General features: G+C 53.5%; 9 protein-coding genes and 1 pseudogene. 8 read left to right on the plus strand and 2 right to left on the minus strand.

Annotated features, from left to right (window positions below; genetic code table 11):
- The 6 genes from AAIR21_RS21770 to AAIR21_RS21795 form a co-directional block, all read left to right on the plus strand.
- Positions 1 to 1,271 (plus strand): Ig-like domain-containing protein (locus AAIR21_RS21770; RefSeq protein ID WP_434682326.1); only part of this gene is annotated, 1,271 nt, incomplete at its 5' end.
- A gap of 46 nt (positions 1,272 to 1,317) precedes the next feature.
- Positions 1,318 to 2,226: an OmpA family protein gene (locus AAIR21_RS21775; protein WP_160890636.1), complete on the plus strand. Its 909-nt coding sequence runs from the start codon at positions 1,318 to 1,320 to the stop codon at positions 2,224 to 2,226.
- Positions 2,227 to 2,442: 216 nt separating this feature from the next.
- A complete protein-coding gene (locus tag AAIR21_RS21780; RefSeq protein WP_196087665.1) occupies positions 2,443 to 4,725 on the plus strand; it encodes a type I secretion system permease/ATPase in 2,283 nt (760 codons plus the stop codon).
- A complete protein-coding gene (locus AAIR21_RS21785) occupies positions 4,722 to 5,957 on the plus strand; it encodes an HlyD family type I secretion periplasmic adaptor subunit (protein WP_020885110.1) in 1,236 nt (411 codons plus the stop codon). Before AAIR21_RS21780 ends, AAIR21_RS21785 begins: the two co-directional genes overlap by 4 nt.
- A gap of 6 nt (positions 5,958 to 5,963) precedes the next feature.
- Complete coding sequence (locus tag AAIR21_RS21790; RefSeq protein WP_183516575.1) at positions 5,964 to 7,463, plus strand: TolC family protein; 1,500 nt, start codon at positions 5,964 to 5,966, stop codon at positions 7,461 to 7,463.
- A gap of 47 nt (positions 7,464 to 7,510) precedes the next feature.
- Entirely contained in the window at positions 7,511 to 8,209 is a 699-nt protein-coding gene (locus tag AAIR21_RS21795; RefSeq protein WP_183516574.1) for a response regulator transcription factor, read from the plus strand.
- A gap of 66 nt (positions 8,210 to 8,275) precedes the next feature.
- Here AAIR21_RS21795 and AAIR21_RS21800 read toward each other — a convergent pair whose 3' ends face one another.
- A complete protein-coding gene (locus AAIR21_RS21800; RefSeq protein ID WP_183516573.1) occupies positions 8,276 to 11,221 on the minus strand; it encodes a transporter substrate-binding domain-containing protein in 2,946 nt (981 codons plus the stop codon).
- 481 nt (positions 11,222 to 11,702) lie between these two features.
- On the opposite strand from AAIR21_RS21800, the pseudogene AAIR21_RS21805 reads away from it, so the two are divergent.
- A pseudogene (locus tag AAIR21_RS21805) lies at positions 11,703 to 12,976 on the plus strand (tetratricopeptide repeat protein).
- Between the two features lie 66 nt (positions 12,977 to 13,042).
- On the opposite strand, the gene AAIR21_RS21810 reads toward AAIR21_RS21805, so the two are convergent.
- Positions 13,043 to 13,393, minus strand: coding sequence for a Biofilm associated protein A (locus AAIR21_RS21810; RefSeq protein WP_086532839.1), 351 nt, complete (start codon positions 13,391 to 13,393; stop codon positions 13,043 to 13,045).
- A gap of 226 nt (positions 13,394 to 13,619) precedes the next feature.
- On the opposite strand from AAIR21_RS21810, the gene AAIR21_RS21815 reads away from it, so the two are divergent.
- Entirely contained in the window at positions 13,620 to 17,168 is a 3,549-nt protein-coding gene (locus AAIR21_RS21815; RefSeq protein WP_183516571.1) for a response regulator, read from the plus strand.
- Positions 17,169 to 17,288 lie beyond the last annotated feature (120 nt).

The raw sequence follows: 17,288 nt of genomic DNA on the forward strand, positions 1-17,288 counted from the left end.
CTTATTCAATCGACAGGGCCGGAAACCGTTCGGCTACCTCGTCGAAATTTGGGATTACTGTAGATACCGTCAACGCCGCGCCGGTGATCACCAGCGTCACGGATAACGTCGGTCCGGTAACGGGCAACGTGGCCAACGCGGGTTCAACGGATGACAACACGCCGACGCTGAACGGTACCGCTGAAGCAGGTAGCACAGTGTACATCGCGGTGAACGGTTCTACGTACAGTGTCACCGCCGCCGCTAACGGCAGCTGGAGCTTAACGCCGTCTGCACTGCCGTTGGGGAACCACACGTTTAGCGTGTTCTCTATCGATAAAGCAGGGAACCAGAGTGCGGGTGTTTCACGCAGCCTGACAGTGGTTTCTCCGAAATCGAGCGGGTTCGAAGATTTTAACACTGTACCGTTCCAGAACTTTGGAAAGGGTCTGGTCACACTGCCAAGTGGTCTGAAATTTACGTTAAACGATAAATATTACCCTGGTTATGGTGCGGCGATTTATCAGTGGGGCGTTTCATCCAGCAGTCGTGTATTAGCAATGACCGGCGACATCACCATGCATTTTGACGGGGTAAATGCTGTCAGCATGAAACTTTCTGGTGCGAACGATTCCGTCCAGTCTAGCGTTGTGAAGTCAACATACACCGTTTACGACACGGCAGGGAAAGTGATCTCTTCAGGATATCTGCCAGTTGGTGAGTCAACCTTCTCTGTTAATGCCCCGTCGGGACGTGAGATTGGTAATATCGTCTTCAGTATGGGGCGTGGTGCAAGCAGTGGTTTGTCGGGTGGCGGTAACACCATCAATACCGATCAGTACTGGATTGATGATGTCCGCTGGACAGTGAACACACCGCGCTCAGCATCCAGAAGCATGATGATGAACGCCGAAGAGCAGCATGACGATAACGCCAGTGTTGTTAGCACCCTGAACGATCGTGAGATTAACCTGGATAATCTCCAGCACAAGACGATTGATATTACCAACAGCAAGCAGGACAAGCTGAATATCAGTCTGCACGACGTGCTGACCCACGCTGAAAAAGACCTGTTTATCACAGATGGTAATAAACAGCTGATGGTGCAGGGTAATAAAGGCGACGTGGTAAACCTGAGCGATCTTCTGCCTGACAACTGCGATCCGGGCAACTGGACCAACGCCGGTAATGTGAAGGTATCGGGTGTTGAGTATCAGGTGTTCCACATGGAAAGCCAGGATGTCGAGCTGCTGGTACAAGCTGGCGTAACCGTCAACGTGAATAATCACTAACTTAAACTTTTCCAGGCCTCCTTTCGGGGAGGCCTCTGGAGGATTTATGACTTTTTTCAAGACCTCTTTATTTGCGGCGCTGTTTACCTCCTCCGCATTTTTCATTCACACCGCCACCGCTGCGGAGAATTTTGGCAAGGTGTATCAGCCTGTTGCACCCGTCGCTCAGACTCAGGCGCAAATTGTTTACTACCGTGACGCCAGTAACACCACCGGCGGGGCGGCACATATTTATGTGGATAATGAATTCCACGATGCGCTGCTGCCTGGCGGTTATACCGTGTTCTGTCTGGCGCCGGGTAAGCATAATCTCGGCGCATACCAGAACGATGCACCGCAGTATCGTGGTAAAGAACAGGGTTACAACGTCGAAATGAACGGCGGGCAAACCTATTTCGTGCGCGTCAACCACACGATGAATGCCGTGCCGGAAGCCCGTACGCGCGAGCAGGCGGAGAAGGATTTATCGGGGCTACGTGAGCAGACCCATGTGCTTTCTCGCGCATCCAGCGTGGAAGCCTGTAAGACTCTGGCCGCACCTCAGTACAAAGATTACACCCTGTCTGGCGATATTATGTTCCGCTTTGGACAGTCCGGTGAAAAGGGCGTTTCCGCTCAGGGCCGCCAGGCGGTGAAAGACCTGGTGGCGACAATAAAACGTGAAAACGTCGAGCTGAAACAAATTCAGGTGATTGGCCATACGGATGCTATCGGCAGCGATCGTAGCAACTACGCGCTGGGGCTGAAGCGTGCGCAGACGGTACGTACGATGCTGGCAGAAAATGGCCTTCCGGCGCGTTTGATGGTGGCGTCCAGCGTCGGCAGTAACGAGCCGGTTGTTAATGACTGTGCCGCGTCCGGCAAGCGTGAGTTGGTTTCCTGCTATGCGCCAAACCGCCGCGTTGTTGTGCGTGTAAGCGGCGATCAGAACGTGACTGCACCTGAGCAAAAATAATCTTGCGTCCTGCCTTCCCGCAATGGGAGGGCATTCTCTTTTCCCTCGTGTATCCCTCATCAAACCTGTTTCGTGACAAAAAATAACCCGTTCCATTGAGACAGGTCTCATTAATTTAAGACTGTTCCGCGTGACAGAATATTCTTAATTTAAACCAATAAATCAATTTAATTCATTGATTTAAATATAAATAATCAATCAGGAAAAACGCGAAATATGGAATCCTCAACTGCAAATTTTCAGGAGGAACAGCTGCTTGCCGCCGCTCGCGATAACCGACAAAGTGATGATTCTCTGCTCAGAAGTATTGCCTGGGTGTGTGAGCATTATGGTCTCGGTAAAAGCGATGATGTTTTGCTGGCGGGTCTGCCTGTCGAACAACTCCTCACTCCCTCTTTAGCGCTTGATGCGCTCAAAAATGCCGGTGTGACCGGAGGGCTCATCAAGCGTAATAGCGCAGAACTGCCGGAGCAGATCTTCCCGATGATTTTGCTGCGTAAGGGCGCTGGCGGGATGGTGCTGCTGGGACGCGAGCGTCGTAAAAATGCCGAAGACAAATGGGATCTGTTCTATTCCCTGGTCATGCCGGATGTCTCTGACGAGCCGGTTGAACTGAATCATGAAGCGCTTAACGAGCTGTATGTTGGCTACGCGATCGCGGCTAAACCGACTGCGCGTATTGACAGTCGGGTTAGCGATATCGCGCCGCCGCAGCCGAAAGGCCACTGGCTGTTCAGTACGCTGTGGCGCTACCGTCGTTACTATCGTAGCGCCGCGCTGGCGTCGGTGCTGGTGAACGTGCTCGCGCTGGCCACCGTGTTCTTTACCATGAACGTTTATGACCGCGTGATCCCTAACCAGGCGTTTACCACGCTCTGGTCGCTGGCGATTGGCGTGCTGGTGGCAATGATTTTTGAAGCCGTAACCCGTAGCGTGCGTGCTCACCTGCTGGATACCGCAGGAAAAAAAGCGGATCTGATTGTCGGCAGCGTGCTGTTTCGTCAGGCGCTGGCGGTAAAAATGGAGCATAAGCCCGCCTCCTCAGGCTCTTTTGCCAACCAGCTGCGCGAATTCGAATCCGTGCGTGATTTCGTCTCATCCGCGACGCTTGCAACCATTGCCGACCTGCCGTTCGTTCTGCTGTTTATTGGCATTATCTTCGCCATCGGCGGCCCGCTGGCGATTGTCCCGTTGCTGATGCTGCCAATGATCCTGCTGGTCAGTATGGTCATTCAGTGGCCGCTGGCCAAAGTGATGAAAGCCAGCCTGCAGGAAGCATCGCTGAAGCAGGGCGTCCTGATTGAATCCATCGAAGGGATGGAAACGCTGAAATCCGTGGGGGGCGAGTCCTGGATGCAGAGCCGCTGGCAAAAGTTCAGCGCCATGCAATCTTCCAGCTCGGCGGCGTCTAAGCACTACTCTACGCTGGCGATGAATTCGGTGAGTTTCCTTCAACAGCTGCAGACGGTCATGCTGATTGTCACCGGCGTGTACCTGATTGATGCCGGCACCCTGACGCAGGGCGCGTTAATCGGTACGGTCATGCTGGCCGGTCGTGTGACCGCGCCGTTAAGCCAGGTCGTCGGTTTAGCCGTGCGTTATCAGCAGGCCAAAGCTGCGCTGACTTCGCTGAACAAGCTGATGGAGAACCCAACCGATCGCAGCAGTGAGATTGACTACATCAAACAGCCTGAGTTGAACGGTGATATCGAGCTTAAAGGCATTACCTTCTCTTATCCGGCACCGCCCATGCAGCCGAACCCGGATATCCTCAAAGGCGTGAATCTGACGATAAAACCGGGCGAACGTGTAGCGATCGTCGGGAAAATCGGCAGCGGTAAATCCACGCTGCTGCGCATCATTGCCCGCCTTTACACGCCGGTGAAAGGGCAGATTTTCAGTAGCGGTCTGGACGTGAATCAAATTGAGCCGTCTGACTGGCGAAACAACGTAGGGTTTGTGGGGCAGGATGCGCGTCTGTTTTACGGCACATTGCGCGAAAACATCATGATTGGCCGTCAGAATGCGTCGTCTGATGAGTTTCTTAAGGTACTGCGTTTAACCGGGCTGGACCACATTGCCGCGCGCCACCCGCGTGGCATTCATATGCCCGTTGGCGAGCAGGGCAACAGTTTGTCCGGCGGCCAGCGTCAGCTGGTTTCCCTGGCGCGAACGCTGTTGGCGCGTCCTAACCTGCTGCTGCTGGATGAACCGACCAGCGCGATGGATGCGCAGACCGAAGCCCTGTTCCTGCAACACCTGAAAATCGCGACTGCCGGACACACGCTGGTTGTTGTCACCCATCGCCCGTCGCTGCTGGCGCTGGTGGACAGAATGGTGATTATTGAGGACGGAAAAATCGTCGCGGATGGTCCAAAACAGCAGATTCTGGCTGCGCTCAACGGCACGCCGGCAGCGCAACCTGAGCAGACGCCCGCTAACGACAGTACGCCAGCGCAAGCTGTGCCAGTAAAAGAGCAGGCGGAGGCCAGCGCATGAAATTTCTAAAACAGAAGAAAAATAAACCGCTCTCAGCGCGTGATGCCGCCTGGATGAGCGATATCCAGGAGGCGCTGTTCTCCCAGACCACGCCAAAATCGCGACTGGTGTTATGGCTCATCCTGGCGGTGTTCATCGGCTTCTTAACCTGGGCGCATTTCGCCAAAGTGGAAGAGATCACCAAGGGTGATGCGAAGATCGTCTCAAAAAGTCGCGAACAGATTATCCAGAGCCTCGAGGGCGGGATACTCGAAGAGTTGAACGTCCGAGAGGGCGATATCGTTGAACCGGGGCAGGTGCTGCTGAAAATCGACCCGACGCGTGCGCAATCGAGTTATCAGGAGACGCTGCGCAAGGTAGTGGCACTGGAAGCGACCGTTAACCGCCTGCGTGCGGAAGCGTATGGTCTGCCGCTGACCTTTAGCGACCGCGTGAAAAAGTATCCTTCTGAGGTCGAGCTGGAAACCCGCGCTTACAACAGCCGTAAGCAAGCGCTGGAAGAGGGTGTGGCTTCGCTTGAGAAGAGCTATCGTCTGGCGCAAAACGAAATTGCCATGTCTGAGCCGCTGGCGGCGCGCGGCCTGCTTTCCGAAGTAGAGCTGCTGCGCATGCGCCGTCAGGCAAACGACCTGCAATCGCAGATTGTTGAGCGCCGCAACCGCTATCAGGCGGATGCCAACGCCGACCTGATCCGTCAGGAGCTGGATCTGGTGCAGGCTGAAGAGAGTCTGACCGGTCGCGAAGATATTGTGAACCGCACAACCATTACCGCACTGGTAAAAGGCACGGTCAAAAATGTGCGGGTTACCACTATTGGCGGGGTTATTCAGCCTGGTGAACACATCATGGAGATCGTGCCGCTGGAAGATCAGCTGCTGGTGGAAGGGAAGATCAAACCGTCTGACGTGGCCTTCCTGCATGCCGGTTTGCCTGCCATGGTGAAAATCACCGCTTACGATTTTGCAATCTATGGCGGCCTGAAGGGGCAAGTGTCTCTCGTCAGTCCGGATACGTTAAAAGATGACGCTAAAGCTGCGGCGGGCCGTCCTGATGATACGTATTACCGGGTGATGGTCTTAACCGACAGCAGCACCCTCAAAGCAGGGGATAAAGCCCTGCCGATTATTCCCGGCATGATTGCGACCGTGGAAATTCGTACGGGCGAAAAAACCATTCTCGATTACCTGCTGAAACCTATTTTCAAAGCGAAAGAAGCCTTCCGGGAGCGTTAATTTACGATGAAAAAGTATTCTCCAGTACAGCGTCGCCTGGCGGCGACGCTGACGGTCCTCTCTTGCCTGATTTCAGGGAAAAGTGTCGCCAGTAGCGAGGGCTTATTAGCCTTTCAACCTGTCGCTCCGCAGGCAAAATCCGGCATGGTGATGGCCTCCACCCCGCCTGCACCTCTCGCGCCACGGGTGGCGCAGAAAAGCGCGGTGGATAACCATGCTACTAGCACAACCCACACCGCGTTTGCGAAAAGCAACGCGACAAACGTTGATCGACAGACCGCCCGTGCGCCTGGCGAGAATGAAATCCGTCTGCTCTTTAATAATGCGGTTAATACTGCACTGGGTATGAGCCCTGAGGTTCGTGGCGCACAGTTCAATACCGAGGCGGCACAGGCCAACGTTGATGAAGCGAAAGGGCAACGCTGGCCGCAGGTGGATGTCGGGACGCGTTCAAAAAGCGTCCAGTTCGGTGGCGGAGAACGGGGCTACAGCGACAGTCGTCCGGCGGTGACCGTGAATGTCGCAACCACATTGCTCGATTTTGGTCGTACCAGCAACACCATTAAAAGCCGTGAAGCGCTGCATCTGGCCGCGAAAGAGAATACGGGCGCACAGGCGGAAAACATTGCCTGGCAGGTCAGTAGTGCACTCATTGAGTTGAGTAAGCAGCGCCAGATCATTGTTCTCAGCCAAAAGTACGTGGCGCGTATGAATGAACTGGTCGAAATGCTGGACGGCATTGTGAAGGTTGACCAGGGGCGTCGCAGTGAACTGACGCAGGCCAGAGGGCGTTTTTTACAGGCGCAATCTTCTTTAGATACGGCCATATCGCGCGCGCGTGATACGGAAATCATCCTCAACCGCCTGCTGGGGGATACGCCCGTTCCTCTGCCAACAGCAGCGGTGTGGAACCTGAAGCCAGGGGAGCTGAACAAGCAGTTATCCGCCATTGAAAGCCATCCCACCATTCGACAGGCGCAGGCAGAGACCGCATCAGCACTGGCGGATGCGGAAGCGGCGCGCTCTGCCGCCTACCCAACGGTGACGTGGAACGTTGGCAAAAGTACCGGGCGCGATGAACTGGGACGTGAACAGGCGTGGGAAACCAATGTAAACTTAAGCTGGCCGATTTTCCGGGGCGGTTCACAGCGGGCCGCTGAGCTTTCTGCCGCACGCCGTGCAGATGCCAGCAGAGAGGCCATTGAACAGCAATCCCGCGATCTGGATAACCGGGTACGTGCTGCCGATCAGGATGCCCATAGCATGCTGGAGCGCGCGGAGTTGTATCATAACTTATCGATTGAATCCGATCGTATTCGTCATGATTTCTTCGATCAGTGGTATCACCTCGGTCGACGTACTCTGTTAGATGTGTTGAGTGCAGAAAGTGATTTTTACGGCAACCAGGTCGCGGAAGTGACTAACCGTTTTGATGGCTATTCCGCTATTTTTCGTAGCTATGCCAGTTCCGGTACTTTATTGTTATGGTTACGGAATAATAATTAAGTCTTTTTTAAAGATGGCTCACACTGCAGGCATAAAAGAGAATATGTATGAACCCGTTTTCAGGTAAAAAAATATACGTCGCTTTACTCGACGATCACCCGATTGTCCGTAAGGGGATGGAAATTATATTGAGCCAGGAGCCTGATTTCGAACTAAAAGGCAGCTTTGCCACTCGTATCGAACTCATGAATTTTTTACGCAACAACCGTGTTGATGTGTTGGTTCTTGACTATTTGCTTGGTGATGAAGAGATCGACGGTTTACCGATGATCAAACAGCTCATGAGCACCTTCCCGTGGCTGAAAATTCTTCTTTCCTCCACGCTGGAAAACACGGCGATTGTGCGCATGGCGTTAAAAATTGGCGTGCGTGGGCATGTCGGTAAAAGCCGTGATTTATCGGAAGTGGTGAATGCGGCGCGCCAGGTCGCGGCGGGGCGTATCTCCCTCTCAGAAAGCATGGAGAAAGAGTTCTACCTGATTTCCGAGCCTTGTGCAGACACGAAATCGGGTTCAGAGGGTGACAACGCGCCGCAGGTGATTGAGGGCATTGGCCGCCTGGATCAGCTGTCTCCCAAGGAGCTTGAGGTGCTGCGACTCTTCACCGGTGGAATGTCTGTCCTGCAGATTTCAGAGAAATTCAATCGTAGTCGTAAGACGGTCAGCGGTCAGAAGAAATCGGCCATGAAAAAGCTGGGCGTGAAAACGGACTCTGAACTGTTTCTTTGGCACGACCAACTGCTTTAATCCCATTACAACAGATTCATTTGAGACATTATCAGGAGCCTTTTACAGGCTCCTTTTTTATTTCAGTCAGACGGTATCGTCCGATGCTTTGTGCTCAATGGGATGAATATTTCGCAGTGCAGCCGCGAGATGATTGATTGAGCAGGGCTTGAACAGGCAATCATTCATACCAGCCTGTAAACAACGCGCCGTGATCTCATGCATGGCATTGGCGGTAAAGCCGATAATCCAGGCCGCGGCCCTGTGCTGCTCCTGCTCACGCGTGCGGATTATGTCAGTAAGCTGATAACCATTCATGCCGGGCATGTTGCAGTCGGTAATGATCACGTCGAAATCTGTTTTTTCCCAGATAGCCAGTGCCTCATTTCCCTCTGACGCAAGATACGCATGCTGTCCTAACCAGGCCAACTGTTTAGCCAGCAGGATCCGGTTGGCAGGGTTATCGTCCACGACCAGGATCTTCAGGGCCGGAATTTTGTCTTCGTCTTCGTGCTGCTGGACATCCACGGCCGCCGCCGTTTTTACTTTCGGCAGTGTAAAGGTTGCTCTCACCGTGGTGCCCACGTTTTTCTCACTGGTCAGCATAAGCGTGCCGCCCATGCTTTCGCAGATGGTCCGGCTGATATAGAGGCCCAGCCCCGTTCCTGCGCGGCGGTTGTCTGCCTGACTAAAGGGCCTGAACAAGGCTGCCTGCTGGCTGGCATCGATCCCCACGCCGCTGTCCTTGACGTCAATGATGTAGTGAACGCTGTCATTTACCGGGTCTTCAGCCTGCTGCAGCGTCAGTGATACGCCGCCGACGTCGGTAAACTTAATGGCATTACTTAACAGGTTCGACAGAACCTGCTTGATGCGTAAGGGGTCGGCACAGACATCGATTATCGGTTCCGTCGGGAACGCGCGGGTGAGTTCGATATTTTTCTCAATGGCCACGCCCTGGAAAACCCGCATCATATTGTTAATCAGCGTACCGAGGTTCGTGGCTTCAGGATTGAAATCGAGATGCCCCCCCTCAATACGGGAAATATCCAGAATATCGCCAATTAATCCCACCAGTCCTTCTGCCGATTCATACGCCACCTCGAGCGCCTGAATATCTTGCTCACCACGGCGTCCTTTTTTCAGCACGATATCCAGCATGCCAATAATGGCATTCATCGGCGTGCGGATTTCATGACTCATGGTCGACAGGAAGACGGATTTTGCGCGGTTAGAATCCTCGGCCCTGTCTTTGGCTTCCTTAAGTTCAACCAGCAGCGCTTCACGCTCGGTGATGACCTCGCGTAATTGCACAAGCTGGGTGTTCATCTGACGACGAAGTGCCGCTTTACGCGCGATCTGTCGACGCAGGTAGAGTGCCCAACCCAGGGCCAGAATAATTAAGACGGCGCTAAAGACGGCGGTGGCAATCAACACTTCCCGATAGCGATACCAGAAGCTGTCGACAACCACCAGTTCGTTGGGGCGCCAGCGGTTGGCCAGATTTTCCAGCTCAACAGGGGGAATGCTCAGCAATATTTTATCTAAAATCCCCTGAAGTTCCGGATTGGACAGCCCGACCCCGAAAGAGATCCAGACGGGGGCGTCACCCACAATCGACACCACTTTAAGTTTGTCCTGAAAGTTGGTGAAGATTTGATAGTCACTCATGATCAGAATACCCACCGCGGCATCCGCTTTCCCCTCAAGTACGGTGGAAAGCAGCTGTGATTCATTGCCCACGTGAACAATTTCAATTTCCGGGTAACGCTGGCGCACCATACTTTCCACACCAATGTTTTTTACCATCGCCAGCCGTTTTCCACGCAGGTCTGCCAGCATATGAATGTCGTTACGATTTGTCGCTGTTGCCAGGGAAAAGGCGCTCCGCAGATAGGGGCGGGTGAAAAGAATCTTATTTTTACGCGCTTCACTGGGGGTGATTGAGGCGAGCATATCCGCGCTTGACTCGTTCACCTGTTGAATCAGTTCCTCGGTGGTGCTGCCCGTTTCAAAACGAAACTGTAAACCGGTTCTGAGCGATACAACGGAAAACAGATCGGCGGCAATACCGCGCAGCACACCTTTATTATCAATAAATGAGACCGGGGCTGCATTGTCCTGGCTGTAGATCAGAACGTTAACGATGGGATGTTTCTTGATCCACGCTTTCTCTTGCTCGGTAAAAAGAAGGGATTTCGACCCCTGTGCGAGATCAATGCGATCGGGCTGCCAGAGACGATAAAGCTCCTGCTTTTCATCTTCTGGCACGGCCTTGATTGCGGCATTAATCAGTGTGAGCAGTTGTGGTTTTTTTTGACTGACGGCAAACCCCACTTCACGGCTGGTCAGGCGTGAGAATCGCTCAACATGAATATTGTTCAGGTAGTTGCGGCTGAGCGAGTAACTGTTGCCCAGGTAAACCCGCGACTGACCAAACGCCACCGCGCTCAACGCTTCCTGATAACTGTCGAACAGGCGAAAACGGGCGTTAGGGTAGGCGGCCTGAGCCTGTGACAGGGGCAAATAGTCCCTCGGCATTGCGACGTCGGTATCACGTAGATCCTCTGCCAGAGGGGCGGTATCGCTATCGTTGAGCCCCAGCACCGGTTTATCGCTGGCATAAGGTAAAGAAAAGGCAAAGGCATCGTTATCCGGGAAGGCGGCCACGGACGGGATCAGGTCAATATCGCCACGTGCCAGCGCCTGCCACGCCTCTTCAGAGGAGCTAAACACTTTTATCTTAACCGGGAGGTTAAGTTGCCAGGCGACCAGTCCCGTATAATCCGCGCTCAAACCTTCATACTCATTGCGAATGTTACGCATGCCAAACGGTGGGGCATCATAATGGGTCACGCCCACGTTCAGTTGTCGTTGTTGTTTAATAAACGCGGCTTGATCGGCGGTAAGAGATAAACGCTGTAATCCCTGGACCGGTGTTCTCATCAGGATCTTATATTCATCGCCTATCGCTGAAGGCATTGAAAGCGAGAGTGAAACCAGCAGCACAAAAAGGCGAAAATAGTGACGCATATCTCTTTAACTGACTCCTGAAGACGAAGTGAGCCTGGGAATATTTTCCCCGGACATCGGGTGTGCTGTGAATGAAACATCATAAACAACCTGTACGGGCTAGCCCATAACTTACTGTATAGCCGATGAAAAGACATCCTTCATGCCTGACCTCAGCAATACCGGGGTCGAATTATACCGATGTCATCTTCATTTATGTGTGCGCAGTATGATGAAACAGACGATAAAGGGTTATAAGACCTGACTTGGTTATTTTTTTTAATGAAATAACATCTCATTATAAACGGTAATGGTATTAATTAAGTTGCTGTAAAATACTCAGCTTAAGTGAAATTGAATAAGAGGCGGAAATCGCTTTTTACCTGCCAGGACCGGGGCTGTACTCTCTTCAGGGAATATCAAGACGGGTCTTATCGTGAGCCACCCGTAACAATGAAAAAATCGGCTTAATTTTTCTGATTAAATAATTGAGCGGATTTTTATGCGCCCGGTACCTCAACGTCGACCTGTTAACCACGCCGCAATAAGCCAGCAGTTACATTCCCTGGCGGAGATTTATCGCCAGTCTATGGCTGACGGGGATTACGCCAGCGCCTCTCGCTGCTGTGAAAAAGCCCTGGCCGTATTGCCCAAAAATATGTCAGTGCAAAGTGACTATGCGCTAAGCCTGATGCGTCAGGGAAAGTACGATCAGGCGTATAAAGTGTATCGTAAAATATACCAGTCGCCGCAGCGTCATGAAGCCTCTGAAACCTGGCTGGATGGTTTTGCAGAACTGTGTGGGCACATGGGCAAAACCCAGGAGATGCGCACCTATGGCCTTGAGTCGCTGACGCTGTCGGATCAACGCTTTGGTCACGGCAAATGCTGGCCGCTTCCCTCAACGCCGCCGCGTCCTTTTGATGCCACGCAGCGCGAAAAAAATATTATCGCCTTCAGCCTGTTCGGCGATCGGCCGCGCTATTGCGAAACGCTGATTAAAAACATTGAAGCCGCAAACTCGCTGTTTCCTGGCTGGTGCTGCCGTGTGTATCTGGATAATTCTGTGCCGCAGCACGTCTGGCAACGTCTGCAGGCGGGCGGTGCTCAACTGGTCGATATGAGCCACGAAAAAACCATCTATCCCACGTTATGGCGTTTTCTGGTGATGGACGACCCGACGGTTGAGCGGTTTTTAGTTCGTGATGCCGACTCGTTGCTCTCCGAACGCGAGCAGGTTTGTGTCGAGGCGTGGCTACGTTCGCCCTGGTACTTTCACCATATGCGTGACTATTTCACACATACCGAGTTGTTACTCGCCGGGATGTGGGCTGGATGTGGCGGCATCTTCCCGAACGTTGCAAGAATGATGCGTGAGTTTGTCGTGCAGTACCGGGGCAATGCGCGCTTCACTGACCAGTATTTCCTGAAGGCGGTGCTGTGGTCCACCGTGCGGCAAAGTCTGCTTAGCCATGATGATATTTTTGGTTTTCATCATGCTGAACCCTGGCGGGGCATCCTCCTGTTCGCTGGAAGGCAGAACACTTCCACGTCGGGAGCAATGCCGGGTTTACGATAATGGCCGGGCCAAGCCATAAACAAGACGGGGAAAAGCAGGCTGTGCTGCTGAAAATGGACGGTAATGCCTGGCGGTATACGGCAACCGTGCAGCAGGGGCAGTGGAAACTGCCGATGCCTTTTTTTCTTACCGAGGGGTTTCGTCAGGGAGACGTTAAGGTCGAGATAGTGAACGACGACGATCGTCAGGGGAGCTGAGACAGATTGCGGGACTCCCGGAAACGCAGCGTCCCGCGTGTCGCCAGGACCGCAGGACGCCTGCATTTACATATTATTGAGGGCGACCTGCATACCGACCTGAACCAGCAGTTCCGTTTCCATACCTGAATGCTGATATACGGCATATTGCACGCCATCGACAGTTACTGAGCCCCGGGCTTTCGTCCATTCACCCATTTCCGCGCCTTCGGGAAGTAGGTCCGAGAGGTTAATTACATCCCCTGCATCACCTTTTATCATCAGTTGCTGGCTGGTATCGTCGGTAAAAAGACGCGCTTCATTCTGAATTAAAACGTCGTCGAGCGTTATTTCCAGCACCACCGGAAATGGCGTATCGCGGTCCCCATCCGTGAGGGCCTCTGGCGCGATATCGCGATTATCAATATTGTTGTTCATCACGGATTAACCTGTTCAAACGTAAAAAAGTACTTTCCTGGTAAAGTGGAGGAGAAATTTTTACCGGGACGGAACAGGCGCGACAATAAGTCCGGTCTTATACTGTCGGGATCTTGCCTGCCACTGAGGTATCTGCGCAGAACAAGACAAAGCTTACTCAGGGTAAGCCGGGTCATCGGTATAATTTTATTTTCCAGCATGTTTTATTCAGGGAACGACTCGTACGATGCGTTTTTTATCAGCCCGGCTATTGAGCCTGCTTCTTACCGTGTGTTGTGTAGGGCAACTGCACGCCCAGCCACTGGAACTGCAGCGTCGCGTTCAGGTTAACGCGCCGCATGTCCAGTTCAGTGAGGCGGCGCAACGCTGGCTGGACAGCCATTCCACGCTGCATGTTGGGGTTTGGGGGCAGGAGCAACCGCCGTTAAGCGAAGGGATGGGCCATGGCGTCTTTGGCGGCATTGCCGCTGATTACCTGGCAATGCTGGAAGACAGCCTTAAGGTAAAAATTAAGCTGCATTACTACGAAAACAGCAGTGAAGCGTTACTCGCGCTGAAGCGCCAGGAAATACAGATGGTGGCTATCTGGAATCCGGAACTGTGGCCAAGCCCGGACCTGCAAGCCTCACCGCCCTGGCTGCTGGATAAAGCGGTTTTGATGACCCCAAAATCACAGGGTGAAACGCCTGTCGATCTGCGAAATAAAGTGATTGGCGTCGTCTCAGGAAGCCAGGCCAGTGAAGCGCTTCGCCGCCAGTATCCGGACAGCACCCTGCGCTTTCAGTCGTGGTATAACACCGCCGTCAGCGCGCTGGCCTTTAAGCAAATCGATGCGCTGTGGATTAACCGGGCCAGTGCGGAATATCTTACGCAATACCATCAGGTCAGAGACCTGAGCTGGACGTTCAGCCCGACGATACCTAATCTGAACATGAGTTTTGGTATCGACCGACAGCTACCGCTGCTGGCGGAATCCATCGATACCGTATTTAAACATATCTCGTTAGCCAGCCGTTTACGCATTGCGACCAGCTGGGGTCTGAACCGGAGCTTTGTTATCACCGCCAATCCACTGGGGTTAGATCCCGACGAGGAAAGCTGGCTACGCGAGCACGGGCAAATTCAGGTCATTATTGACCGCCGTCAAAGGCCTGTCACGTTTGTCAGCGAAGGTGAACCTCAGGGGCTGGTGGTCGATCTGCTTAACCAGTTTAACGACCAGTACGGCATTCGCTTTTCCTTCCTCAGCGTTGAAAGTGATGCTGAACTTCTGGCAATGAAGCGCGCTCACCCTGACGCACTGTTTGTTGAACAGGTTATCGATACGCCGCAGCAGACCAAAAGCGGTGCAGCGAAAACGCCTCCGTTGCTTACCACGCCCGCCGTGGTGGTGATGGATCAGGGCATCAAGCGCCCCAGTGATTTCTCACAGTTGAAAGGCGAGAAAATTGCCATTCAGGCGAATGACCCGCTGTTGCCCTGGCTGGACACCTGGTATCCCACCATTAAGCTGGTGAAAGTTCCGCATATGGACGACGCCCTTGAACGCTTAAAACGTGGAGAAGTCCGTGGGGTGATTGCACCGCAGTTTATTGCCAGTTATCTCGTGACTCTCCACCATCCAACCCGTTTTCATCTGGCGGTGACCCTTCCTGTGACACCCGTCGATCTGGTGTTGTCGGCGCAAACGGACAGCAGCAAGCCGATCAATATCCTGAACAAAGCGCTGGCCGATATGCAGCCACGGGCACTGATGCAAATGGCGGGTGACTGGCGTCAGGCGGCGATAGAAAACAGTGAAACCTGGAATAAAAGCACGTTCGTGAACTCGCTGCTGTGGGGCATATTGCTCTTTCTGGTCGTGGTGGGCTGCTGGCTGTGGATCCAGTATTTGCGCCGTGCATTACGCCGCGGCAACGTCTGGCAGCAGAAGCTGGCTGAGCAGCTGAAATTTACCCAATCACTGATAGACGCCTCTCCTGTTGCGCTCTATGTCCGCGATCGTCAGGGGAATTTACTGCGTTATAACCAGGCCTGGAGCGATACTATTGGCCTGTCAGGGCAGGATCTGAAAGGTCTGCCGATCACCGCCATCAATACGGTTGAGCCTTCAGAGCTGGCGGCGATCGAAGCCCGCTATCGCCAGGCATTGCAGGATGGTCAACCGCAGAAATGGTCCGCCAGGTTTCAGGTGGGTGAGCAGCCACGATACTTGCAGGGGTGGGTCGTGCCGTGGCATGACGGGCAGGGCGAGATTGGCGGGTTAATTGGCGGCTGGCTGGATATCACCGAAAAAGAGCTGTTGATTGCTCAACTCTCTGAAACAAAAAGTAATCTTGAGCAGGCGATTGCCAGTAAAAATGCCTTTATGCTGAGCATGGGGCATGAGGTTCGCACACCGCTTAACGTGATTACGGGTCTGCTGGAACTGGAACTTCAGGCGCTGGACGAGCGCCATGAACGCAACGAGAATCTGAACCTCATCTGGGAGTCCTCCCTTAATCTGCTTTCGTTAATTGGCGACATGTTCGATGTTTTCCGCGCCGATAACCCGCAACTGCTCGGCTTAACGCGCAGCACGAACCTGCCGCAGCTGATTGACAGCACGGTCGCCCTCTATCGTCAGCAGGCAGAAGCGAAAGGTATGAGCCTGAACGTGCTGATCGAGCTTTCAGCGCAACGCTACGATACCGATCCGCTGTTAATTATCCGCATTCTGTCGAGTCTCCTGCGCAATGCCATCAAGCATGCTGACGGCGATGCCATTGATATCGAGGTGTATGAGGGAACCCGCGACCCACAGGTTGAAAGCGTCCGGCTGGTGATTGAGGTGTGCGATGGGGGGCCGGGGATTTCCCAAGGAACCCAGGCGCAAATCATCGAACGCGCGAACAACGTGACGCTTAAATCGGAGTGGGCCGATACCGGCTTTAGTTTGCCCGCCTGTCTGCATATGGCGCGCGCTGCCGGGGCGGAGGTGCGCATTGAGAGCGAGCCGCACGAAGGATGTGTGGTGAGTTTCCTCTTTAATGCGACACCCTCAGCGAAAATAGCCCTGCATCATCCGGCACCGGACAGCGTAGCCAGCCTGCATATTCTGGTGGTAGATGATTATCCTCCCGCGCGTCAGACCTTGCAGCAGCGACTCGAATCATGGGGACACCGCGTCTCTTTGGCCACGCAAGGAGAAGAGGCGCTGGCAATGTGGAAAGTGCAGCCAGCGCGTTATGCCGCCATTATTACTGACTGTACTATGCCGGTGATGGATGGTTACGAATTGACCCGGCAGATCCGTGAGCATGAACGACGGGAAGGGCGTGAGGCGATCCCCATTTTTGGTCTGACGGCCATGAGCGGCACAGAAGCGGCCGCAAGCTGTATTGATGCCGGGATGGATGAATATCTGGAAAAACCGCTAACGCCGCAAAAATTGCAGGAGATGCTGGAGCGGTATTTCGCCAGTGCCGGAAAGACGGACGCCACCGTTGACGATAAAACACGCCAGCTTCAGCTCGAAATGATCGCCGTGAATCATGACGACGCCGAACACCTTAAACAGCGACTTGAACAGCGAGAGCGCGACAAGGTTGGCCGCATGGCGCACCGGATTAACGGCGGTGCGCGGTTGATGAATTTTACCTCGCTGAAAGAGGCCTGTGAGGCGCTGGAACTCGCCTGCAACAACGAACAAGGCTGGGAATCCATCGAACCGTTGGTCAGCCGTGTGCTGGAAGAGATGGAACGGTTTAACGCGTGGCTGGAACGCCAGACGTGAGACGTCGGCAAAAGGGAATGTTGCGGCATAACGGCGATACCAGGGCAAATATCCTGCACCCTGACGCTTATTGGATATACTTCATGTGGCAGGTTGTGCTGTTTCTGGATTTTTCAGCCA

Source organism: Enterobacter sp. PTB (assembly GCF_051130085.1).
Taxonomy (GTDB): Bacteria; Pseudomonadota; Gammaproteobacteria; order Enterobacterales; family Enterobacteriaceae; genus Enterobacter; species Enterobacter ludwigii.